Below are 24,356 nucleotides of genomic sequence, written 5' to 3'. Positions count from 1 at the left end.
CGCAGATGGTGCAGTTTTGGTGATGCCCGTGAACATCTGGATATACTGGCTCTACATAGAGATATTTTGAATAAGGGATCTTACAACTATGGTTAGTCAAACCAATGAGCAAGCATTAGAGTCAACCATTGAAAAATGTTTGGTAGGTATCAGTACTGAGGAGCTCAAAGGCGGCCTAAGCCCCCAGTTCTCCAGTGCAGGGTATGTCATTGGTGCTTCTAGTGACTTTAATATGCAATATGCCATTGATGAGCGTTTCTTCTGGCAATTTATTAAAAAGACACAAGAAACTGAACTGACTAAATTACAAAAAAATAATCCAACAGATTGGCAACGCAAGTTATTGGAACGGTTTGATCGGCTCATCAAAAAGCACGGTATTTTGCACGTACTCAAGAAAGGCCTGAGTGTAGATGATGCCCACTTCATTTTGCTCTATCCGGCACCATTGGCGAGCAGTAGTGAGAAGGTAAAGCAAGATTTTACTGATAACATTTTTAGCTGTACCCGGCAGGTGCATTACTCACTAGCGAATCCATTACAAGAAATAGATATGGTGCTGTTCATCAACGGCATTCCGTTGATCACCCTGGAGTTAAAAAATACCTGGACAGGACAAACAGCTCGCTACCATGGGCAAAAGCAATATCGTGACGATCGTGATGCTACTCAGCCATTACTGACCTTTGGTCGCTGTCTGGTGCATATGGCAGTGGATACGGACGAGGTCTATATGACCACGAAGTTAGCGGGAAGCAATACATTTTTCTTGCCGTTCAATAAAGGACACAATCTTGGACAGGGTAATCCCCCTAACCCTGCTGGCCACAAAACGGCATATCTATGGCAAGAGATATTCACCAAAGAAAGCCTAGCCAACATTATTCAACACTTTGTCCGTCTGGATGGCACAAGCAAAGTGCCATTACCGAAGCGAACCTTATTTTTTCCTCGATACCACCAGTTAGATGTTGTCAGAAAATTGGTCGATCATGCTGCTACTCATGGCGTTGGCCAGACATATTTAATTCAACATTCAGCTGGTTCTGGTAAGTCTAATTCAATTACCTGGGCTGCTTACCAGCTTATTGAGACCTATCCTACTACCGAAACCGTGGCAGGGGGGAAAAGCCTAGAGCAGCCTTTATTCGACTCTGTAATTATCGTGACTGACAGACGCCTGTTGGATAAGCAATTGCGGGATAATATTAAAGAGTTCTCAGAAGTAAAAAATATCATAGCCCCTGCGCACAAATCATCTGAGCTTAAGCAAGCGCTTGAAAACGGTAAGAAAATTATTATTACGACGATTCAAAAATTTCCGTTTATCATTGATGGTATTGCCGACCTGAGTGATAAGCGTTTTGCCGTAATCATCGATGAGGCACACAGCTCTCAGTCTGGTTCAGCGCATGACAATATGAACCGTGCAATGGGTAAGGCTGAAGTTGAAGAGGCCGAAGATGCTCAGGATAAAATTCTTCAGGCAATGAAGTCGCGTAAAATGCGAGGTAATGCATCGTATCTGGCGTTTACTGCAACGCCGAAAAACAGCACGCTAGAAAAGTTTGGAGAGCGTCAGGAAGATGGTGCATTTAAACCCTTCCATCTTTACTCGATGAAACAAGCAATAGAAGAAGGTTTTATTCTGGATGTGCTTGCCAATTATACGACCTACAAGAGCTATTATGAGATTGAAAAATCGATAGCTGACAACCCAGAGTTCGATACTAAAAAAGCCCAGAAAAAACTTAGAGCCTATGTTGAACGTAGCCAGCAGACCATTGATACGAAGGCAGAGATCATGCTGGAGCATTTTGTGCCTCACGTGGTAAATGCGAAAAAGCTCAAAGGCAAAGGAAAAGGGATGGTAGTAACTCAAAACATTGAGACTGCCATTCGTTACTATAAAGCTATTAAACGTATACTTGAAGAGCAAGGTAGCCCATTTAAAATCCTGATTGCATTCTCTGGTACGAAAGAGGTTGATGGCATTGAGTACACTGAAGCCGATATTAATGGCTTTGCCGAAACCGATACTAAAGACATGTTTGACACTGATGAATATCGACTTTTAGTTGTCGCCAACAAATACCTTACCGGATTTGACCAGCCAAAGCTTTGTGCTATGTATGTGGATAAAAAGCTAGCGAGCGTCTTGTGTGTGCAAGCATTGTCGCGACTCAATCGTAGTGCACCCAAGTTGGGAAAGAAAACAGAAGATTTGTTTGTACTGGATTTCTTCAACTCTGTTGAAGACATTCAGTTAGCATTTGATCCGTTTTATACAGCCACATCTTTGTCGCAAGCCACTGATATCAACGTGCTGCATGAGTTAAAAGATGAAATGGATGATGTGGGAGTTTATGAGTGGCATGAAGTTGAAGAGTTTGTAATTCGTTACTTTAATAATGAGGATGCCCAGACTCTTAGCCCGATAATCGATGTTGCAGCAGCTCGTTTTGACTATGAGTTAGAACTCGAACCTGAAGCTAAAGTTGATTTCAAAATTAAAGCCAAACAATTCGTGAAAATCTATGGGCAAATGGCCTCTATCATGCCTTATGAGATGGTGACTTGGGAGAAACTGTTCTGGTTCTTGAAATTCCTCATACCTAAGCTGAAAGTTGAAGACCCTGATGCAGATGCCATTGATGAGCTTTTAGATTCTGTTGATTTGAGTTCCTATGGGCTGCAGCGTGTGAAGCTCAATCACACAATCAAGTTGAGCGATGAGGAAGCGGAGCTTGATCCACAAAACCCAAACCCACGTGGAGCACATAGCAGTGAAAAGGAAAAAGATCCATTAGACGAAATAATCCGCACCTTCAATGAGAGGTGGTTCCAGGGGTGGAGTGCTACGCCTGAAGAGCAGAAAGTGAAGTTTATAAACATTGCTGAGAGCATTCGTAATCACCCTGATTTTGAGACTAAGTATAGAAATAATCCTGATCCACATAACAGAAACTTGGCTTTTGAAAAGATGCTCAAAGAGATTATGTTGCAACGACGTAAGGATGAGCTGGAGCTTTATAAGCTGTTTGCAGGAGACTCAGCATTCAAAGCATCCTGGACACAAAGCATGCAACGAATGATCGGTGAGTAAATTGGAGCTTCCCCAGAGATAATGCTGTATTGGTTGCTAAGATCAGCGAAAACATTAGAATTGAAGAAGAGTTGAGGTTAATAAACCTCAACTTAATTCATGCCATAAGAAAATCGTTACAGCATTTAAATTAAACACCCCAAACATTAACTGTTTTCGCATCAAAAATTTTTACTTTTGCGTGGAATTTAGATTGTATTGAACGAATATGTTCTGAATCGCCACGGATAATCTTGGTAAGCGTCATCCCATTGACCTGCTCCCCATTGATTAACATACCGCGATGTTAGTAATGTCTTCATCAGCAACATGAGGACAACCCCATGAAGAAGCGTTTTTCCGACGAACAGATCATCAACATTCTTCGCGAAGCCGAGGCGGGTGTTTCCGCCCGCGAGCTTTGCCGTAAGTACGCCATCTCCGACGCCACGTTTTATATGTGGCGTAAGAAGTTTGGTGGCATGGAAGTACCTGAAGTAAAACGGCTTAAGTCGCTTGAAGAAGAGAACGCCCGCCTCAAGAAGCTGCTCGCCGAAGCCATGCTGGATAAAGAGGCACTACAGGTGGCTCTGGGCCGAAAGTACTGACGACAGACCAGAAGCGGGAAGCCGTGACAGTAATGTGCAAAGCGACAGGTCTGTCGCAACGGCGTGCCTGCAGGCTGACAGGTTTGTCCCTGTCGACCTGCCGTTATGATGCACACCGCCCGGCTACTGATGCGTATCTGTCTGCACGTATCACCGAACTGGCAATGGAACGCCGACGTTTCGGTTACCGGCGTATCTGGCAGCTTCTGCGTCGTGAAGGCCTTTGCGTTAACCACAAACGGGTCTACCGCATTTATCATCTCAATGGCCTGGGCGTAAAACGCAGACGGCGCCGTAAGGGGCTGGCAACTGAGCGGCTTCCGCTGTTGCGTCCGGCAGGTCCCAACCTGACGTGGTCAATGGATTTTGTCATGGATGCGCTGGCCAGTGGCCGTCGGATTAAATGCCTGACCTGTGTTGATGATTTTACGAAGGAGTGTCTGACGATCAGCGTTGCTTTCGGGATTACAGGTGCTCAGGTATCACGCATTCTGGACAGCGTTGCGCTGTTTCGTGGCTATCCGGCGACGATAAGAACAGATCAGGGGCCTGAGTTTACCAGCCGTGCGCTGGATCAGTGGGCCTTTGAACATAATGTTGAGCTGCGGCTTATTCAGCCGGGCAAGCCGACACAGAATGGCTTTATTGAGAGTTTTAATGGTCGTTTTCGCGATGAATGCCTGAATGAGCACTGGTTCCGCGATGTTGTTCATGCAAAAGAAATTATAAGCGCATGGCGGCAGGACTATAACGAATGCCGGCCTCATTCTTCGTTGAATTATCAGCCCCCTTCAGAGTTTGCAGCGGGATGGCGAAACGGAGAATACGGGAGTAAATCAACCGACATTACTAACTGAACGTTATATCTAATCCAGGGGGCAGGTCACACGATCAACAACCTGTTTGACAGCTTCAATTTTAAACTCTTCAGGGTAACGCTTACTGCTCATATGCACCTCTCTTTAAGCTATCTTAAATGACTCTGAGATGTCTGTTAAAGCAGTGGCGATTCAGTTCCGCATCATTATCAGAATAAACCCCAATATAAACACTCCATAGTTTTGGAGGGGTTTTATTTTGAGCATGCGTCGCTTTGTTGATCGCTTCAATGATATGCTCATCATACTCACCAAAATTAAAACCAAAAGTAATCAAAGAGCCATCGACTGATGATAATTTATCAAAACAATGAGATAGATATCTATTATGCCTAATGTGGCTAAGTTTTTCATCTCCGTTTCCGGCTGTTACAAATATTGGATAACTTCCTCTATCGAGTCTTTTTTTAATCTTTTCTAATAAAAAATTACTTTGATCATATTGTTCCTTTTCAATATCAACCCCTGAGTCAAAAATATGTAAAGCACCATGTAAATAATGAATATTTTGGTTCTCTATATTTGGCCCCCACACAAGGTCCGAATATTCAGCCGTTTCTCCACGGAGCACTTCATCAAGATTTTCTATCTCTCGACCAAAGCCATCGATAGCATTTTCAACATGCTTGCGCATAAGTGTCCAATATAATAACATGTCATAATTCGTAGAAAAAACATGCCCGCCGCTTTTAATAAATAAATTTAAGAATTCAGCACAAGCAATTATCTTTTTCTCTGGGATTTTATATACATGCTCAGGATGAAGTTGATGTATCGAACTTAGCAAACCGTCTTTCAACTTTTTGCTTTCTAAAATAATATCACTCTGCAACTTATCATCCAAGCCAAAAGCCTTTAACAAGGCCAATGTTGTATCTAATTGCTGCATTACTAATTCAAAATTTTTAGTTTTTATCACATCAAAAAGTTTATTGATTAATTGATCATCTCTCGACGTTAAGAAATTATAAAGGGCGTTATATGAGAATATTTCGTTATCATAGGCCATACTGAAACCATTCCCCATAAGTAGAGAGTATGGCCGAGATTTCTTATGTAAATAAGTAATTACTTCCTCAAAACTCATTATTTCCATTTAATTCTTTATTCCTAAAAAATCCAAGTTTGGATATATTCGCTATTATTCATAGCACTAAGACTAAAGAAGTAGATAGTAAACATCTGTAATCTTCATCACATTTACATAAGCAGACCATCTTCAAATGAAAGAAAATAGGAAAATGCACTGAGATTTTTCATCAAAGTATCTCAGCACATTTCAATTATTTTTTCGAAAAATCAAACGGACTTATCCCCTTCACCCGATTAGCATTTAGATAATCTGCCCACCATTGCAACATCAGTCTCCTCTCTCCCAGATGCTCCGCCTTATGGATGTAAGCCGCCCGCACAGAGTTACGTTCCTGGTGACTCATCTGCCGCTCCACTGCATCCCTCGACCACAATCCTGACTCAATCAGAGAACTACACGCCATCGTCCTGAAACCATGCCCACACACTTCCGTTTTCGTGTCATAGCCCATCACTCGCAAAGCCTTGTTAACCGTATTCTCACTCATTGGCTTACGCGGATCGTGATCGCCCACGAAAATCAGCTCTCGGTTCCCATTCATGCTTTTGATCTTTTCCAAGATAGCGAGAGCTTGTCGCGACAAAGGAACAAGATGTGGAGTACGCATCTTCGAACCACGCTGAGAATGCTTGACTCCTTGCAGTGGTTCACGCTCGCCCGGAATCGTCCACATAGCAGTTTGGAAATCCACTTCTGACCAGCGAGCAAAGCGTAGCTCGCTTGAACGGATGAAAACCAACAAGGTAAGTTCAACAGCTAACCGGGTTAACGGCCTACCGGAGTAGTGATCAATTCGATGAAGTAATTCGGGAATGCGATTAAGTTCCAGAGCAGCACGATGCTGTCTTTTCGCCGTAGCAACCGCACCGGCAATTTCTTGCGCAGGGTTGTAGTCGATTAAACCGCTCTGAACGGCAAAGCGCATAATCGCAGTAGTCCGCTGCTGTAAGCGAGCGGCGACTTCAAGACGCCCGGATGACTCCACCGCTTTGATGGGGACAAGCAGATCTCGTGTCTTCAGTTCCGTAATGTTCCGCTTACCGATGACAGCAAAGAGATTATCTTCGAGACTTTTTAATACACGAGCGCTATGCGCTGAAGACCATTTCTGATTGCTGGCATGCCAGTCTCTGGCGACCACTTCAAACGTTATCGCCTCTTGCTCCTGCTCTACCTTAACGGCTTTCTTGTTTTCACTGGGATCGACGCCATTAGCTAATAGCTTACGGGCCTCATCCCTGCGTGCCCTGGCATCCGCTAGCGAAACCTCAGGGTATCTCCCAAGGGCTAGCATCTTCTCCTTACCGCCAAAACGATAACGAAGCCGCCAGTATTTGGAACCGTTAGGGTGAACCAGCAAAACCATGCCTTCACCGTCAGTTAGTTTATAGGCTTTTGCTTCAGGCTTAGCCGAACGAACTTTCACATCACTCAGAGCCATGATGAATATCCTTTCAAGGGTTCTGTGTGGGTACAAACATTATCGAACCGCGATATACCCGCAGTTGTACCCGCATCAGTAAGTTGATGTAGATTGAATCAGGTTGACTTAGGTTGAGTGAAAAAGCGAGGAAAGCCTTGCGGATACTGGATTTCAGGCACAAAAAAAGACGTCTGTTGACGTCTATTGATGTTCCGATGGTGCCGAAGGCCGGACTCGAACCGGCACGTATTTCTACGGTTGATTTTGAATCAACTGCGTCTACCGATTTCGCCACTCCGGCACGGAAGGGATGCGGAAAACGTTGTGGATTATACCTGTCATGCGCCACCATGCAAGCGTCAGCGTGCGTATGGCTCGCTAAGTGTTGAAAATTTCAGCATTACCTTTCGGAGCTGCAATCAACATCACGGTTTAGCCCCCGCAATAACCTCCTTAAGCCCCCGTTCTGCGAAGCGTCCCGTTTCCCCATGCTCTACACTTCCAATTCAACACCACACTGAGGGAAACACGATGTCGATGATAAAAAGCTACGCCGCAAAATCGGCGGGCAGCGAACTCGAACTCTATGAATATGATGCGGGCGAGCTTAAGCCGGAAGATGTCGAGGTACAGGTCGATTACTGCGGTATCTGCCATTCCGATTTGTCGATGATCGACAACGAATGGGGGTTCTCTCAGTATCCGCTGGTTGCCGGGCATGAGGTGATTGGTCGCGTGGCGGCGCTCGGCAGCGCGGCGCAGGATAAGGGTCTGAAAGTTGGCCAGCGCGTCGGCGTTGGCTGGACGGCGCGCAGCTGCGGGCATTGCGACGCCTGTATCAGCGGTAATCAGATTAACTGCCTGCAAGGTTCCGTTCCCACGATTCTCAATCGCGGTGGCTTTGCCGAGAAGCTGCGGGCCGACTGGCAGTGGGTGATCCCGCTGCCGGATAGCATCGACCTGGCGGCGGCTGGCCCATTGCTGTGCGGCGGTATCACGGTGTTCAAACCGCTACTGATGCACCACATCACTGCCACCAGCCGCGTCGGGGTGATCGGCATCGGCGGCCTGGGGCATATCGCCATTAAACTGTTACACGCGATGGGCTGCGAGGTGACCGCGTTCAGCTCCAATCCGGCGAAAGAGCAGGAGGTACTGGCGATGGGAGCGGATAAGGTGGTCAACAGCCGCGATCCGGATGCGCTTAAAGCGCTGGCGGGCCAGTTCGATCTCATCATTAACACGGTTAACGTCGACCTCGACTGGCAGCCCTATTTTGAAGCGCTGGCCTACGGCGGTAACTTCCATACCGTCGGTGCGGTGCTGAAACCGTTGCCGGTGCCGGCATTTACCTTAATTGCCGGCGATCGTAGCATCTCCGGTTCGGCGACCGGAACGCCCTTCGAGCTGCGTAAACTGATGAAGTTTGCCGGGCGCAGCAAGGTGTCGCCGACCACCGAACTGTACCCGATGTCGCAAATTAACGAAGCTATCCAGCACGTGCGCGACGGCAAAGCCCGCTACCGCGTGGTGCTGAAAGCCGACTTCTGATGCAGGGCTCAGTCCCGCAAGGGGCTGGGCCTATTGCCCGCTACGAAACGCAAGCACCGCCTTGCGGCACTGTTCCGTCACATGCTCGATGTCATGGTTCACATCGATGCGGGCAATATCGCGTTCATCTTCCTGCGGACACTCCAGCGCGTCGAACTGGCTTTTTAACAAGCCCACCGGCATAAAATGCCCTGCCCGACGCTGCATACGTGCCAGAATGGTCTCGTAATCACCGTCCAGCCACAGAAAATGCACATTCGGGCTGCCCTGCCGCAATATATCGCGGTACTGTTTTTTTAATGACGAGCAGACAATAAATCCGGTCTCATTCTTTTTATATAAACTGTATGAGGCATCATTTAATCGCGCTAACCAGGGAAGTCTGTCCTCATCGGTTAATGGAATACCCTCAGACATTTTATCAATATTTTTGGCTGGATGAAGATCGTCGCCATCAATGAATTTAGCCGATAATACAGCGGCAATTTTGCTGCCAATTAAAGATTTACCGCTCCCCGAAACGCCCATCAAAATATAACTTTCCCCGGCCATCAAAAAACTCCAGATTTATATTCCATGACGCGATACTACGCCTTGCACATTGCAGAATTCACCTTTTTTCGGCACGACCGCACAGATTTACAAGGCGCATCACGTTATGCGTAACATTGTAGTGTAACAATTTTCCAGCGTGACTTACTTCACAAATAATAATAATTAAAACCGTTTTAATGCTGTCGAGGTTACTACCTGACCAGTGAGGCATTTATGCAAGTCAAAACCCAATCCTGCGTTGTCGCGGGTAAGAAAACTGTTGCCATTACCGACCAAAATATTGAATGGGATAATAAAGGGACACTAGTAAAAATTACCCGCGGTGGTATTTGCGGGTCCGATTTACATTATTATCAGGAAGGAAAAGTCGGTAATTTCACTGTTAAAGCGCCGATGATTTTAGGCCATGAAGTTATTGGTAAAGTGGTGCACAGCGACTCCAAAGAATTACATGAAGGTCAGTCAGTGGCGATTAATCCGTCGAAGCCGTGCGGCCACTGTAAATATTGTCTGCAACATGAAGAAAACCAGTGCACGGAAATGCGCTTTTTTGGTAGCGCCATGTATTTTCCCCATGTCGACGGCGGTTTTACCCGGTTTAAAACCGTCGATACCGCGCAGTGTATTCCCTACCCCCAAGAGGCCGATGAAAAAGTCATGGCCTTTGCCGAACCACTGGCGGTCGCGATCCACGCCGCGCATGAAGCGGGCGACCTGCAGGGCAAGCGCGTGTTTATCTCCGGCGTCGGTCCTATCGGCTGCCTGATCGTCAGCGCGGTAAAAACGCTCGGTGCGGCAGAGATTGTCTGTGCTGATATCAGCCCGCGTTCGCTGTCGCTGGCCCAGCAGATGGGGGCCGACACGCTGATTAATCCGCAGCAGGACTCGCTCGAGGAGTGGAAAAAAGAGAAAGGCTACTTCGACGTTAGCTTCGAAGTCTCCGGTCATCCGTCCTCAATCACCACCTGTCTGGAAGTGACCCGCGCAAAAGGCGTGATGGTGCAGGTCGGCATGGGCGGCGCAGTGCCGGACTTCCCGATGATGATGCTGATCGGCAAAGAGATCGCGCTCAAAGGTTCGTTCCGCTTTACCACTGAGTTCAACACCGCGGTGTCGTGGCTGGCAAATAACGTTATCGATCCGCTGCCGTTACTCAGCGCCGAATATCCATTTACCGAGCTTGAACAAGCGCTGATCTTCGCCGGGGACAAAACCCAGGCGGCAAAGGTCCAGCTCGTTTTTGCAGAAACAAAATAAGGAATAACATGATGAACGATCTTTTTTCACTGGACGGCAAAAACATTCTGATCACCGGTTCGGCTCAGGGTATTGGTTATTTACTGGCAACCGGACTGGGTAAATATGGCGCGCAGATTATCGTCAATGATATTACGCCAGAGCGCGCGGAGGCAGCCGTCGCCAAACTGCAGCAGGAAGGGATCCGCGCCGTTGCCGCGCCATTCAATGTTACGCAGAAACAGGACATTGATGCCGCCATCGAGCATATCGAAAAAGACATTGGCCAAATTGATGTGCTGGTGAATAACGCCGGTATCCAGCGCCGCCATCCCTTTACCGAGTTCCCGGAACAGGACTGGAACGATGTGATTGCCGTTAACCAGACGGCGGTGTTCCTGGTCTCGCAGGCGGTCACTCGCCGGATGGTGGAACGCCAGGCCGGGAAGGTCATCAACATCTGCTCGATGCAGAGCGAACTGGGCCGCGACACCATTACGCCGTACGCCGCCTCCAAAGGTGCGGTAAAAATGCTCACCCGTGGGATGTGCGTTGAGCTGGCGCGCCACAATATCCAGGTCAACGGTATCGCGCCGGGCTACTTCAAAACTGAAATGACCAAAGCGTTGGTCGAGGATGAAGCCTTTACCTCCTGGCTGTGTAAACGTACGCCTGCCGCGCGCTGGGGTGATCCGCAGGAGCTGATCGGCGCGGCGGTATTCCTCTCTTCCAAAGCATCCGATTTTGTTAACGGGCACCTGTTGTTCGTCGATGGCGGCATGCTGGTCGCCGTCTGATACAACACAACGCAACATCACGCAGCGCCCAGGCGCTGCATTTTGGCACCCACCCGAAATCATTCGAGTTGCAGGACAAAATGCCAAAAGCATTTTGTCCTGCAACTTGAAGTATGACGGGGATATAAGAGAAACGATTATGCCATTAATAATAATTGCGGCAGGCGTCGCGCTGCTTCTGGTCCTGATGATTGGCTTTAAAGTTAACGGCTTTATTGCGCTGGTCCTGGTGGCGGCGGTCGTCGGTTTTGCCGAAGGGATGGATGCCCAGGCCGTTCTGCACTCTATACAAAATGGGATCGGCGGTACGCTCGGCGGGCTGGCGTTGATCCTCGGGTTTGGCGCGATGCTCGGCAAGCTGATCTCCGATACCGGCGCAGCCCAGCGCATCGCCACCACGCTGATTGACACGTTCGGTAAGAAACGTGTGCAGTGGGCGTTGGTGATCACCGGTCTGGTCGTCGGTCTGGCGATGTTCTTCGAAGTCGGCTTTGTTCTGCTGCTGCCGCTGGTATTTACGGTGGTGGCCTCTTCCGGTCTGCCGCTGCTGTATGTCGGCGTGCCGATGGTGGCGGCGCTGTCCGTAACCCACTGTTTCCTGCCGCCGCATCCGGGCCCCACCGCGATTGCCACCATTTTCGAGGCCAATCTCGGCACCACCCTGCTGTACGGCTTTATTATTACCATCCCGACGGTAATTGTCGCCGGGCCGCTGTTTTCTAAACTGCTGACCCGCTTTGAGAAAGCGCCGCCGGAAGGGTTATTCAACCCGCATCTGTTCACCGAAGAAGAGATGCCGTCGTTCTGGAACAGTATCTTTGCGGCGGTTATCCCGGTCATACTGATGGCGGTGGCGGCGGTATGTGAAATTACGCTGCCGAAGTCCAACAGCGTGCGGGTATTCTTTGAGTTTATCGGCAACCCTGCGGTCGCCTTGTTTATCGCCATCGTGCTGGCCATTTTTACCCTTGGTCGACGTAACGGACGGACGATCGAGCAAATAATGGATATCATTGGCGACTCTATCGGCGCAATCGCGATGATTGTGTTCATCATCGCCGGCGGCGGTGCGTTTAAGCAGGTACTGGTCGACAGCGGCGTGGGGCAGTATATCTCGCACCTGATGACCGGCACGTCGCTCTCTCCGCTGCTGATGTGCTGGACGGTCGCCGCATTGCTGCGTATCGCGCTCGGTTCTGCGACCGTGGCGGCGATCACCACCGCAGGCGTGGTGCTGCCGATTATTAACGTTACTCACGCCGACCCGGCGCTGATGGTGCTGGCAACCGGCGCGGGCAGCGTGATTGCCTCCCACGTTAACGATCCGGGATTCTGGCTGTTTAAAGGCTATTTTAATCTCAGCGTTGGGGAAACATTGCGTACCTGGACGGTGATGGAGACGCTGATTTCCATTATGGGTCTGCTGGGCGTACTGGCGCTGAACGCCATCCTGCATTAAGACGGTCATCACCGGGGAGCACAGGTCAGCGCTCCCCGGCACGGGAGAGAAAATGAGGAACCACAGAATTTCTTTGCAAGATATCGCCACACTGGCGGGCGTGACCAAAATGACGGTGAGCCGCTACATTCGCTCGCCGAAAAAGGTCGCAAAGGAAACCGGTGAACGCATTGCGCAGATTATGGAGGAGATTAATTACATCCCCAACCGCGCGCCCGCGATGCTGCTGAATGCGCAAAGCTATACGCTCGGCGTGCTGATCCCCTCGTTTCAAAACCAGCTGTTCGCTGACATTCTGGCCGGTATTGAGTCGGTCACCTCGGGCCATAACTATCAGACGCTGATCGCCAACTACAATTATGACCGGGAATCCGAGGAAGAGTCGGTGATCAACCTGCTGTCGTACAATATCGACGGCATTATCCTGTCCGAGAAATATCACACTCTGCGCACGGTTAAATTTCTGCGTTCAGCCAATATTCCGGTGGTCGAGCTGATGGATATTCAGGGTGACCGTCTGGACATGGAGGTGGGCTTTGATAACCGTCAGGCGGCGTTTGATATGGTCAGCACCATGCTGGATAAACGCCCGCGCCGAAAAATCCTCTATCTGGGTTCGAAAGACGACGTCCGCGATGAACAGCGCTATCGCGGTTATTGCGATGCCATGACGCGGCGGTGTCTGTCGCCGCTGCGCGTTAATCCGCGTTCTATTTCGTCCATTCATCTCGGCACCCAGATGATGCGGGACGCGCTCGCCGCACATCCGGATTTAGACGGCGTCTTTTGCACCAACGACGATATTGCGATGGGCGCGCTGCTGCTGTGCCGCGAACGCGAGCTGGCCGTTCCGGAACAGATCTCGATTGCTGGTTTTCACGGACTGGAAATGGGGCGGCAGATGATCCCAAGCCTCGCCAGCGTGATCACCCCGCGTTTCGACATTGGCCGTATGGCGGCGCAGATGTTGCTGAGCAAAATCAAGAACAACGACCATAACCACAACACCGTGGATTTGGGGTATCAGATTTATCACGGCCACACGCTTTAAGATTTTTTATCTCCCTTGCTCATACTTTCTTTCATTCATATTGCCTATACTCCAGGCAGGATAAATGGAGGAAATCTCAATGAGCGCACCCCTGCTAATCGCCCGCACGCCGGACACCGAACTGTTTTTACTCCCAGGCATGGCCAACCGTCACGGGCTGATTACCGGCGCGACCGGGACCGGTAAAACCGTCACGCTACAGAAACTGGCCGAATCGCTGTCTGAGATTGGCGTGCCGGTATTTATGGCCGACGTAAAAGGTGACTTAACCGGCGTAGCGCAGGAAGGACAAGCCTCTGAAAAGCTGCTCGCCCGCCTGAAAAACATCGGCATTACCGACTGGCAACCGCATGCGAATCCGGTCACGGTGTGGGATATCTTCGGCGAAAAAGGCCACCCGGTGCGGGCCACGGTCTCTGACCTCGGGCCGCTGCTGCTGGCGCGTCTGCTGAATCTCAACGATGTGCAGTCCGGCGTGCTGGATATTATCTTCCGTATTGCCGATGACCAGGGTCTGTTGCTGCTCGATTTCAAAGATCTGCGGGCCATTACGCAGTACATCGGCGATAACGCTAAATCGTTCCAGAACCAGTACGGCAACATCAGCAGCGCCTCGGTGGGCGCTATCCAGCGCGGACTGCTGTCACTGGAACAACAGGGAGCGGCGCACTTCTTTGGCGAGCCGATGCTGGATATCAAAGACTGGATGCGCACTGACGCCAGCGGTAAAGGGGTAATCAACATCCTCAGCGCCGAGAAGCTGTACCAGATGCCCAAACTGTACGCCGCCAGCCTGCTGTGGATGCTCTCCGAACTGTATGAACAACTGCCGGAAGCCGGCGATCTGGAGAAGCCAAAACTGGTGTTCTTCTTCGACGAAGCCCATTTGTTGTTCAACGACGCCCCGCAGGTATTGCTGGATAAAATTGAACAGGTAATCCGCCTGATCCGCTCGAAAGGGGTCGGCGTGTGGTTCGTTTCACAAAACCCGTCCGATATTCCGGACAACGTACTCGGGCAGTTGGGAAACCGCGTGCAACATGCCCTGCGCGCCTTCACGCCAAAAGATCAGAAAGCGGTGAAAACCGCGGCGCAAACTATGCGCGCCAATCCGGCATTTGATACCGAAAAAGCCATTCAGGAGTTGGGTACCGGCGAAGCGCTAATTTCCTTCCTCGATGCCAAAGGTAGCCCCTCAGTGGTGGAACGGGGGATGGTAATTGCGCCGTGCTCGCGCATGGGACCGGTAACCGACGACGAGCGCAACGGGCTGATTAATCACTCCTCATTGTACGGAAAATATGAGGAAGAGGTCGACCGTGAGTCCGCTTATGAGCGTTTACAGCAAGGCGTACAGGCCAGCACCGAGCAGCAAAATACGCCTCCCGCCAACGGTAAAGCGATCGACGTGGATGGCGGTATTCTCGGGGGGTTGAAAGATATTCTGTTTGGCAGCACCGGACCACGCGGCGGTAAGCGCGATGGCGTAGTACAGAGCGTGGCGAAAAGCGCGGCGCGACAGGTCACTAACCAGATAATTCGCGGCATGTTGGGAAGTTTGATGGGCGGCAGAAAACGCTAGCAGTGAAACGCCCCTCCCGCACTACGGGAGGGGCGGATATTACGACTTACGCAGCATCAACCACAGGCTTATCAGGAAGAAGCTGGCGCTAGGCAGCAACGCGCCGATAATCGGCGGAATGCCGTACACCAGCGTTAATGGGCCAAAGATTTGGTCCAGCACATAGAACACAAAACCGAAGCTAATCCCTGTCACCACGCGCACGCCCATCGGGACGCTACGCAGCGGGCCAAAGATAAACGACAGCGCCATCAGCATCATGACCGCCACTGACAACGGCTGGAAGACTTTGCTCCACATATTGAGCTGGTAACGTCCGGCATCCTGGCCGCTCGACTTCAGATACTTCACGTAGTTATGCAGACCGCTAATCGAGAGCGCATCAGGATCCAGCGCGACGACGCCGAGCTTGTCCGGCGTAAGGTTGGTTTTCCAGGTCCCGCTCACCATCTGCGAACCAGTGATTTGCTTTGGATCGGTCAGGTTAGATTCATCCACCTGCGACAGACGCCACACCTTCTGCTCCGGGTCAAACGTCGCGCTCGCGGCATAGCGAACGGACTGCAAACGACGTTTATCATTAAAGGAGTAGATACTAATTCCGCCTAACTCGGCGTCGCCTTTCACCCGCTCGATGTAGACAAAGCTGTCACCATCTTTCGCCCACAGACCCTGCTGCGTAGAGAGCAGCGAGCCACCGTACATCTGCTGGGCACGGTAGTTACGCGCCATCTGTTCGCCCTGCGGCGCCACCCATTCACCGATGGCCATCGTCAACAGCACCAGCGGAATCGCGGTTTTCATTACCGACAGCGCCACCTGCATACGGGTAAATCCGGAAGCCTGCATTACCACCAGTTCACTACGCTGGGCCAACATGCCCAGCCCCAACAACGCGCCGAGCAGCGCCGCCATCGGGAAGAAAATCTGGATATCTTTTGGTGCGCTGAGCAGGGTATACAGCCCGGCGCCCATCGCATCGTAGCTCCCCTGCCCGGCTTTTTTCAGCTGGTCGACGAACTTGATGATCCCGGAGAGCGACACCAGCATGAACAACGTCATCATGATGGTGGTGAAAATGGTTTTACCGATATAGCGGTCAAGTACACCAAAGGGCTGCATTATACCGCTCCTTTACGCATAAAACGGGCACGCAAGCGGCGCATAGGCACCGTATCCCAGAGGTTAAGTACAATCGCCAGCGCCAGATACGCCAGGTTAACCGTCCACATCCAGAACACCGGATCCAGCTTACCTTTGCCGCCGTTCGACTTCAGGGATGTCTGGACCAGGAAGAACAGCAAATAGAGCAGCATGGCGGGCAGCATCGACAGTACGCGCCCCTGACGCGGGTTCACCACGCTCAGCGGTACGACCATCAGCGCCATCATAAATACGGTGAATACTAACGTGATACGCCAGGTCAGCTCCGCGCGAGCACGATCGTTGTCGGTCGTCCACAGCGTACGCATATCCATCTGGTCGGTATCGTTTGGATCCAGCGCCACAGCCTGATGGCCAATAATCGCCTGATAATCCTGGAAGTCAGTGATGCGGAAATCACGCAGCAGCGCAGTCCCTTCAAAGCGCGTGCCCTGGTTCAGCGTCACGACCTGGGAGCCATCGCGCATCTGGGTAAGATGTCCGGAATCAGCCACCACCACCGAAGGACGGGCATTACCTTTCGGGCGGATTTGCGCGAGGAATACATCTTTGAAGTTGCTGCCGTCAACGCTTTCGATAAACAGCACCGAACCGCCGTTAGTCGCCTGCTGGAATTGCCCCTGAGCAAGCGCAGCCATGCCGGGGTTAGCTTTCGCTTCCGCCAGCACTTCGTCCTGATGCCTGGAGGACCATGGTCCGGCCCACATCACGTTAACCGCCGCAATAATACTGGTAAACAACGCCAGCACCATCGCCGCTTTCACGAGCACAGCCTTGCTCAGCCCACAGGCGTGCATGACCGTAATTTCACTTTCGGTATACAGTTTGCCCAGCGTCATCAGCAGCCCGAGGAACAGGCTTAAGGGCAAGATAAGTTGCGCCATTTCTGGCACGCCCAGCCCCAGCAGCGAGAGCACCAGATTCGCCGGGATATCACCGTCAACCGCCGCACCCAGGATCCTGACTAACTTTTGACAAAAGAAGATCAAAAGCAGGATGAAAAGGATCGCAAGTTGGCTTTTGAGCGTTTCCCGAACCAGATATCTTATGATTATCACTTTAAATACGCCCGTAAAAACCCGTCTTTTGCCGGAATTTAGCTTGTTTCATGGCTTAAACGTCATTTATTCTCTTGAGTCGTCGAAATCGTCGCTAAGATCATTATACTCAACGGATCCACCTCTCAGAAATTGTTCTGACGTGCCAATGCCGTAATAACGTTAAGATTAACACGAAGTCACCGCAACAGCGGGAATGAGTTACGAAAGCTTGCAATTCTATCCGTAGCCACCGCCGTTGTCTTTAAGATTCAGGAGCGTAGTGCATGGAGTTCAGTGTAAAAAGCGGTAGCCCGGAGAAACAGCGGAGTGCCTGCATCGTTGTGGGCGTCTTTGAACCACGCCGCCTCTCTCCGATTGCAGAACAGCTCGACAAGATCAGCGACGGGTACATCAGCGCACTGCTGCGTCGTGGCGAACTGGAAGGCAAACCGGGTCAAACCCTGTTGCTGCACCATGTTCCTAATGTCCTGTCTGAGCGAATTCTCCTCATCGGTTGTGGTAAAGAGCGTGAGCTTGATGAACGTCAGTATAAGCAGGTCATTCAGAAAACTATAAATACCCTGAATGATACAGGCTCGATGGAAGCCGTCTGTTTCCTGACTGAGCTGCACGTCAAAGGCCGCAATAACTACTGGAAAGTACGTCAGGCCGTTGAGACGGCCCAGGAAACGCTGTACAGCTTTGATCAGTTGAAGACTAACAAAAGCGAACCACGTCGTCCGCTGCGTAAAATGGTCTTCAACGTACCGACCCGCCGCGAACTGACCAGCGGTGAACGTGCCATTCAGCACGGCCTGGCGATTGCCGCCGGGATCAAAGCGGCAAAAGATCTCGGCAATATGCCGCCGAATATCTGTAACGCCGCCTACCTGGCTTCTCAGGCGCGTCAGTTGGCTGACAGCTATAGCAAAAATGTTGTCACTCGCGTCATCGGTGAGCAGCAGATGAAAGAGCTGGGCATGCACTCCTATCTTGCGGTCGGCAATGGTTCGCAAAATGAATCGCTGATGTCGGTGATTGAGTATAAAGGTGTCGAATCCGAAGACGTACGCCCGATCGTGTTGGTGGGTAAAGGGTTAACCTTTGACTCCGGCGGTATCTCCATCAAACCTGCCGAAGGTATGGATGAGATGAAATACGACATGTGCGGCGCGGCAGCGGTTTACGGCGTGATGCGCATGGTGGCGGAGCTACAGTTGCCAATCAACGTCGTCGGCGTACTGGCGGGCTGCGAAAACATGCCGGGCGGCCGCGCGTATCGCCCAGGCGATGTGCTGACGACCATGTCTGGTCAAACCGTTGAAGTACTGAACACCGATGCTGAAGGCCGTCTGGTACTGTGCGACGTGTTAACCTACGTCGAGCGTTTTGAACCGGAAGCGGTCATTGATGTGGCAACGCTGACCGGCGCGTGCGTGATTGCATTGGGCCATCACATCACCGGCCTGATGTCGAACCACAATCCGCTGGCGCACGAGCTGATCGGTGCTTCCGAGCAGGCGGGCGACCGCGCGTGGCGTCTGCCGTTGGGTGATGAATTCCAGGAACAGCTGGAGTCCAACTTTGCGGATATGGCTAACATCGGCGGCCGTCCTGGCGGTGCTATCACCGCAGGCTGCTTCCTGTCGCGCTTTACCCGTAAATATAACTGGGCGCACCTGGACATCGCGGGTACCGCATGGCGTTCCGGTAAAGCCAAAGGCGCCACCGGTCGTCCGGTAGCGCTGCTGTCGCAGTTCCTGCTCAATCGCGCCGGATTTAACGGCGACGAGTAATGTGTAAATGCCGGATGGCGCTACGCTTATCCGGCCTACAAAGCAGCAAGCTGTAAGCCTGATAAGACGCGCGAGCGTCGCCATCAGGCGAAAAGGCCGGGTCACCCGGCCTTGTATTTAAATCCACCACAAGAAGCCCCATATATGAAGAATGCGACGTTCTATCTTCTGGATAATGACACTACCGTTGATGGCTTAAGCGCTGTCGAGCAACTGGTGTGTGAAATTGCCGCAGAACGTTGGCGTGCTGGCAAGCGTGTGCTGATCGCCTGCGAAAACGAAAAGCAGGCCTTTCGCCTTGATGAGGCCCTGTGGGCAAGACCGGCAGAAAGCTTCGTGCCGCATAATCTGGCGGGTGAAGGTCCCAGAGGCGGCTCGCCGGTAGAGATTGCCTGGCCGGAAAAACGCAACAGCAGCCCGCGCGACCTGCTGATCAGTTTGCGCGTTGGCTTTGCAGATTTTGCCACCGCTTTCACAGAAGTGATAGACTTCGTCCCTTACGAAGATTCTTTGAAACAATCGGCACGCGATCGCTACAAAGCATACCGCGTGGCTGGTTTTAACCTGAATACGGCAACCTGGAAATAATGGAAAAGACATATAACCCACAAGATATCGAACAGCCGCTTTACGAGCACTGGGAAAAGCAGGGCTATTTCAAACCTAACGGCGATGAAAGCAAAGAGTCCTTCTGCATCATGATCCCGCCGCCGAACGTCACCGGCAGTTTGCATATGGGTCATGCTTTCCAGCAAACCATCATGGACACCATGATCCGCTACCAGCGCATGCAGGGCAAAAACACCCTGTGGCAGGCCGGTACCGACCACGCGGGTATCGCGACCCAGATGGTGGTTGAGCGTAAGATTGCCGCTGAAGAAGGTAAAACTCGTCACGACTACGGTCGCGAAGCGTTTATCGACAAAATCTGGCAGTGGAAAGCGGAATCTGGCGGCACCATTACCCGTCAGATGCGCCGTCTCGGCAACTCCGTTGACTGGGAGCGCGAGCGCTTCACCATGGACGAAGGTCTTTCCAATGCCGTGAAAGAAGTCTTTGTTCGCCTGTACAAAGAAGACCTGATTTACCGTGGCAAACGCCTGGTGAACTGGGACCCGAAACTGCGCACCGCCATCTCTGACCTGGAAGTGGAAAACCGCGAGTCCAAAGGCTCAATGTGGCACATCCGCTATCCGCTGGCCGACGGCGTGAAGACCGCAGACGGTAAAGATTACCTGGTCGTCGCTACCACTCGTCCGGAAACTATTCTCGGGGATACCGGCGTGGCCGTTAACCCGGAAGATCCGCGCTACAAAGATCTGATCGGTAAATTCGTTGTCCTGCCGCTGGTTGACCGCCGTATTCCGATCGTGGGCGACGAACACGCCGACATGGAAAAAGGCACCGGCTGCGTGAAGATCACCCCGGCGCACGACTTTAATGACTACGAAGTCGGGAAACGTCACGGCCTGCCGATGATCAACATTCTGACCTTTGACGGCGACATCCGTGAAACTGCGGAAGTGTACGACACCAAAGGCGAAGAGTCCGACGTTTACTCCAATGCGATCCCGGCTGAGTTCCAGAAGCTGGAGCGCTTTGCAGCCCGTAAGGCCATCGTCGCAGCCGTTGACGCCCTGGGCCTGCTGGAAGAGATCAAACCGCACGACCTGACCGTTCCTTACGGCGACCGTGGCGGCGTGGTTATCGAACCGATGCTGACCGACCAGTGGTACGTCCGTGCCGACGTGCTGGCGAAACCAGCGGTTGAAGCCGTTGAAAACGGCAGCATTCAGTTCGTGCCGAAGCAGTACGAAAACATGTACTTCTCCTGGATGCGTGATATTCAGGACTGGTGTATCTCTCGTCAGCTGTGGTGGGGTCACCGTATCCCGGCATGGTACGACAACGACGGCAACGTTTATGTAGGCCGTACCGAAGACGAAGTCCGCCAGGAAAACAACCTCGGCGCCGACGTTGCGCTTCGTCAGGACGAAGACGTTCTCGACACCTGGTTCTCCTCCGCGCTGTGGACTTTCTCCACCCTCGGCTGGCCGGAAAACACCGACGCGCTGCGTCAGTTCCACCCAACCAGCGTGATGGTTTCCGGCTTCGACATCATCTTCTTCTGGATTGCCCGCATGATCATGATGACCATGCACTTCATCAAAGATGAAAACGGCAAGCCGCAGGTGCCGTTTCATACCGTCTACATGACCGGTCTGATCCGTGACGACGAAGGCCAGAAGATGTCCAAATCCAAGGGTAACGTCATTGACCCGCTGGATATGGTCGACGGCATCTCCCTGCCGGAACTGCTGGAAAAACGTACCGGCAACATGATGCAGCCGCAGCTGGCTGAGAAGATTGCCAAACGTACCGAGAAGCAGTTCCCGAACGGCATTGAGCCGCACGGCACCGACGCCCTGCGCTTTACCCTGGCCGCGCTGGCCTCGACCGGCCGCGACATCAACTGGGATATGAAGCGCCTGGAAGGTTACCGTAACTTCTGTAACAAGCTGTGGAACGCCAGCCGCTTTGTGCTGATGAACACTGAAGGAAATGATTGCGGCTTCAACGGCGGCGAAATGACCCTGTCGCTGGCAGACCGCTGGATCCTGGCTGAATTCAACCAGACCGTTAAAGCGTACCGCGAAGCGCTGGATAACTTCCGCTTCGATATCGCCGCGGGAATTCTGTACGAATTCACCTGGAACCAGTTCTGTGACTGGTATCTGGAGCTGACCAAACCGGTGATGACCGGAGGTTCCGAGTCTGAACTGCGCGGCACCCGCAATACGCTGGTCACCGTGCTGGAAGGTCTGCTGCGCCTGGCGCACCCGATCATCCCGTTCATCACTGAAACTATCTGGCAGCGCGTGAAGGTCATTTGCGGTATTACCGCCGACACCATCATGCTGCAGCCGTTCCCGGAATATAACGCCGCGCAGGTTGATGAAGCCGCGTTGGCCGATACCGAATGGCTGAAGCAGGCGATCGTCGCCGTACGTAATATCCGTGCGGAAATGAACATCGCGCCGGGCAAACCGCTGGAGCTGCTGCTGCGTGGTTGCAGCGCTGACGCGATGCGTCGTGTGAACGACAACCGTAGCTTCCTGCTGAACCTGGCGCGTCTGGAAAGCATCACCGTGCTGCCTGCCGATGACAAAGGTCCGGTTTCCGTGACCAAAATCATCGACGGCGCCGAACTGCTGATCCCGATGGCTGGCCTCATCAACAAAGAAGATGAGCTGGCGCGTCTGGCGAAAGAAGTGGCGAAAATCGAAGGTGAGATTGCCCGTATCGAAGGCAAACTTTCCAACGAAGGTTTCGTCGCTCGTGCGCCGGAAGCGGTGATCGCCAAAGAGCGTGAGAAGCTGGACGGTTACGCGGAAGCCAAAGCGAAGCTGATTGAGCAGCAGGCGGTTATCGCCGCGCTGTAATCATCGTGCCCGTATATTTGCCGGATGGCGCTGCGCTTATCCGGCCAACGGGCAGCATCAACGTAGGTCGGATAAGCGTAGCGCATCCGACACCACTGACGAATAAAAAGCCTCTGAGCGTGTGCATCAGAGGCTTTTTATTGAATTATCATCGCTTGCACTTCCCCTCCCCGCAGTGTTATTAACTGCATATGTTCCACGTTTCTGTCATGAGTTCGCTATGAGTGTTACTACCCCTGTCTTTGCGACGCTGCGTCGTCTTACCGCCGACGATAACGCCGCCATCGCCCGCGTTATCCGCCAGGTTTCCGCCGAATACGGGCTTACCGCTGATAAAGGCTATACCGTGGCCGACCCAAATCTGGATGAACTGTTCCAGGTTTACAGCCAGCCGGGCGCAGCCTATTGGGTCGTTGAGCAGAATGGTCAGGTGGTGGGCGGCGGCGGCGTCGCGCCGTTAGGCTGTAGCGAGCCGGACATTTGCGAGCTGCAGAAGATGTATTTCCTGTCGAGCGTACGCGGCCAGGGGCTGGCGAAAAAGCTGGCGTTGATGGCGCTGGATCACGCCCGTGAGCAGGGTTTTAAGCAGTGCTATCTGGAAACGACCGCGTTTCTGACTGAGGCTATTCGCCTGTATGAACATTTAGGCTTTGAGCACATCAGCGAAGCGCTGGGCTGTACCGGGCACGTGGATTGTGAAGTGCGGATGTTGAAGCCCCTCTGACCTTACGCCGAGGGGCCATATTGACCTTACTGCATCTCAGCCGAAAGCATCAGACGAATCACGCCGGCCGAACGCGCGGTCGGCAGCTTCAACACCTGTGACCAGAGATCCTGCACTATCTCACAGGCAATCTTCTCTTTGCCGACAGCTTTAGTCGGATCGGCCATGATTTGAATATCCGGTCCATAGCGCTGTACCAGGCCAGGGCTGATGCTTTGCAGGTCCTGAAGCGCCAGTTGCTTTTCCTCTGCCGTAACCGTATGTTTTTTCGGTCCGTGAGAGGCGTACATCATGCTCATGTCACTCGCCATACGACGATCCATGATCTCGCGCGGAACAAGACGTGCCGGGTTAATCCCTCCTTTTACCGCCGGAAACAGGAAGCGGAAGCATTCGTCATCACCTATTTTGGCCACGGCGGCGATCTGCTCAAGATTAATTTTCATATATTCAATGACATTGGCATCAGGAGCTTGCTGCAATCGTGCCATTTGCAACTGAAGAATCTGCGGCTGTATCGCGTCGATAACCTGCTGTTCACTGCTCCCTGCTTTTTTCATCTGCGCTGCCTGGCTGATTATTTTTTGCGTCAGCGCAGGCTCCTGTTCCTTAATCACCTGAAACGCCGGATTAGAGAGCATCGCCTTTTCAAACTGCTGCTCTTCGGTCAGACCATAATCCGGGTTTTCACGTGGGATCAGGTAGTGCACATCAAACAGATTCCACGCAATAATCGCCACCACAAAGACCACCGCGCCAGAGATCTTGCCCAGCCACCCTTTTTTACGGAACATGCCAACGACGATGGCAATCACCACCCCGATATAGCCTGCTAACAATACGTGAGCCCAGTTCATTAACCATCCTTATG

At 51.8% G+C, this 24,356-nt stretch carries 19 protein-coding genes and 1 tRNA gene; 12 read left to right on the top strand and 8 right to left on the bottom strand.

Translation table 11 applies throughout. The features are described from left to right. Positions 1–88 precede the first annotated feature (88 nt). Both FDW97_RS16250 and FDW97_RS16245 read left to right on the top strand, forming a co-directional pair. Positions 89–3,106: a type I restriction endonuclease subunit R gene (locus tag FDW97_RS16250; protein ID WP_137351321.1), complete on the top strand. Its 3,018-nt coding sequence runs from the start codon at positions 89–91 to the stop codon at positions 3,104–3,106. 323 nt (positions 3,107–3,429) lie between these two features. Continuing rightward, positions 3,430–4,550, top strand: a protein-coding gene (locus FDW97_RS16245; RefSeq protein WP_137351320.1) for an IS3 family transposase whose coding sequence is annotated in 2 segments (ribosomal slippage) — positions 3,430–3,688 and positions 3,688–4,550 — 1,122 coding nt in all. Because the reading frame shifts where the segments join, the coding sequence is not laid out codon by codon here. 115 nt (positions 4,551–4,665) lie between these two features. On the opposite strand, the gene FDW97_RS16240 is transcribed toward FDW97_RS16245, so the two are convergent. From FDW97_RS16240 to FDW97_RS16230, 3 genes are all read right to left on the bottom strand, one after another. Beyond that, positions 4,666–5,667 (bottom strand): DUF4917 family protein, encoded by a 1,002-nt coding sequence (locus FDW97_RS16240; protein ID WP_137351319.1) that lies wholly within the window; start codon positions 5,665–5,667, stop codon positions 4,666–4,668. 187 nt (positions 5,668–5,854) lie between these two features. Further along, positions 5,855–7,105, bottom strand: coding sequence for an integrase arm-type DNA-binding domain-containing protein (locus FDW97_RS16235; RefSeq protein ID WP_137351318.1), 1,251 nt, complete (start codon positions 7,103–7,105; stop codon positions 5,855–5,857). Positions 7,106–7,303: 198 nt separating this feature from the next. Beyond that, a tRNA-Leu gene (locus tag FDW97_RS16230) sits at positions 7,304–7,388 on the bottom strand. Between the two features lie 230 nt (positions 7,389–7,618). On the opposite strand from FDW97_RS16230, the gene FDW97_RS16225 reads away from it, so the two are divergent. Continuing rightward, positions 7,619–8,638, top strand: coding sequence for an NAD(P)-dependent alcohol dehydrogenase (locus FDW97_RS16225; protein ID WP_038636806.1), 1,020 nt, complete (start codon positions 7,619–7,621; stop codon positions 8,636–8,638). Positions 8,639–8,668: 30 nt separating this feature from the next. On the opposite strand, the gene idnK is transcribed toward FDW97_RS16225, so the two are convergent. After that, positions 8,669–9,190 carry a gluconokinase gene (idnK, locus tag FDW97_RS16220; RefSeq protein WP_087857450.1) on the bottom strand — a complete coding sequence of 174 codons (522 nt, stop codon included), beginning with the start codon at positions 9,188–9,190 and terminating at the stop codon, positions 8,669–8,671. A gap of 216 nt (positions 9,191–9,406) precedes the next feature. Between idnK and idnD the strand changes: the two genes are divergently transcribed. From idnD to FDW97_RS16195, 5 genes are all read left to right on the top strand, one after another. Beyond that, positions 9,407–10,450 carry an L-idonate 5-dehydrogenase gene (gene idnD / locus FDW97_RS16215; protein WP_038636800.1) on the top strand — a complete coding sequence of 348 codons (1,044 nt, stop codon included), beginning with the start codon at positions 9,407–9,409 and terminating at the stop codon, positions 10,448–10,450. Between the two features lie 11 nt (positions 10,451–10,461). After that, complete coding sequence (idnO, locus tag FDW97_RS16210) at positions 10,462–11,226, top strand: gluconate 5-dehydrogenase (RefSeq protein WP_038636797.1); 765 nt, start codon at positions 10,462–10,464, stop codon at positions 11,224–11,226. A gap of 139 nt (positions 11,227–11,365) precedes the next feature. After that, positions 11,366–12,685 (top strand): gnt-II system L-idonate transporter, encoded by a 1,320-nt coding sequence (idnT, locus tag FDW97_RS16205; protein WP_137351317.1) that lies wholly within the window; start codon positions 11,366–11,368, stop codon positions 12,683–12,685. Positions 12,686–12,737: 52 nt separating this feature from the next. Next, the gene (locus tag FDW97_RS16200) at positions 12,738–13,736 is read left to right on the top strand and encodes a LacI family DNA-binding transcriptional regulator (RefSeq protein ID WP_087857452.1); all 999 of its coding nucleotides are present in this window, start codon (positions 12,738–12,740) and stop codon (positions 13,734–13,736) included. Between the two features lie 79 nt (positions 13,737–13,815). Continuing rightward, on the top strand, positions 13,816–15,318 hold the full coding sequence (locus FDW97_RS16195) for a helicase HerA-like C-terminal domain-containing protein (protein ID WP_137351316.1): 1,503 nt from the start codon (positions 13,816–13,818) through the stop codon (positions 15,316–15,318). A 39-nt stretch (positions 15,319–15,357) separates the two neighbouring features. Here FDW97_RS16195 and lptG read toward each other — a convergent pair whose 3' ends face one another. The 3 genes from lptG to FDW97_RS23525 all read right to left on the bottom strand — a co-directional run bounded on the left by lptG (position 15,358) and on the right by FDW97_RS23525 (position 17,653). After that, entirely contained in the window at positions 15,358–16,440 is a 1,083-nt protein-coding gene (gene lptG, locus FDW97_RS16190; RefSeq protein WP_038636788.1) for an LPS export ABC transporter permease LptG, read from the bottom strand. After that, positions 16,440–17,540 (bottom strand): LPS export ABC transporter permease LptF, encoded by a 1,101-nt coding sequence (gene lptF, locus FDW97_RS16185; RefSeq protein ID WP_038636786.1) that lies wholly within the window; start codon positions 17,538–17,540, stop codon positions 16,440–16,442. Before lptF ends, lptG begins: the two co-directional genes overlap by 1 nt. A gap of 62 nt (positions 17,541–17,602) precedes the next feature. Further along, a complete protein-coding gene (locus FDW97_RS23525) occupies positions 17,603–17,653 on the bottom strand; it encodes a hypothetical protein (RefSeq protein WP_212723231.1) in 51 nt (16 codons plus the stop codon). Between the two features lie 153 nt (positions 17,654–17,806). Here FDW97_RS23525 and pepA point away from each other — a divergent pair, with 153 nt between their 5' ends. The 4 genes from pepA to FDW97_RS16165 all read left to right on the top strand — a co-directional run bounded on the left by pepA (position 17,807) and on the right by FDW97_RS16165 (position 23,485). Next, positions 17,807–19,318, top strand: a complete 1,512-nt coding sequence (gene pepA / locus FDW97_RS16180; protein ID WP_038636783.1) for a leucyl aminopeptidase — start codon at positions 17,807–17,809, stop codon at positions 19,316–19,318. 144 nt (positions 19,319–19,462) lie between these two features. Next, positions 19,463–19,906 (top strand): DNA polymerase III subunit chi, encoded by a 444-nt coding sequence (gene holC / locus FDW97_RS16175; RefSeq protein ID WP_038636780.1) that lies wholly within the window; start codon positions 19,463–19,465, stop codon positions 19,904–19,906. After that, a complete protein-coding gene (locus FDW97_RS16170) occupies positions 19,906–22,761 on the top strand; it encodes a valine--tRNA ligase (RefSeq protein ID WP_085048405.1) in 2,856 nt (951 codons plus the stop codon). Before holC ends, FDW97_RS16170 begins: the two co-directional genes overlap by 1 nt. Positions 22,762–22,981: 220 nt before the next feature. Then, entirely contained in the window at positions 22,982–23,485 is a 504-nt protein-coding gene (locus FDW97_RS16165; protein WP_038636772.1) for a GNAT family N-acetyltransferase, read from the top strand. Positions 23,486–23,511: 26 nt separating this feature from the next. Here the strand turns inward: FDW97_RS16165 and FDW97_RS16160 are convergent, their stop codons facing one another. Then, positions 23,512–24,342, bottom strand: coding sequence for a hypothetical protein (locus tag FDW97_RS16160; protein ID WP_038636769.1), 831 nt, complete (start codon positions 24,340–24,342; stop codon positions 23,512–23,514). Positions 24,343–24,356: the final 14 nt, after the last annotated feature.

The sequence above is a fragment of the Citrobacter sp. wls708 genome, assembly GCF_005281255.1.
Classification (GTDB): Bacteria; Pseudomonadota; Gammaproteobacteria; order Enterobacterales; family Enterobacteriaceae; genus Citrobacter; species Citrobacter werkmanii.
This window is presented reverse-complemented; position numbering and strand designations above follow the sequence as displayed.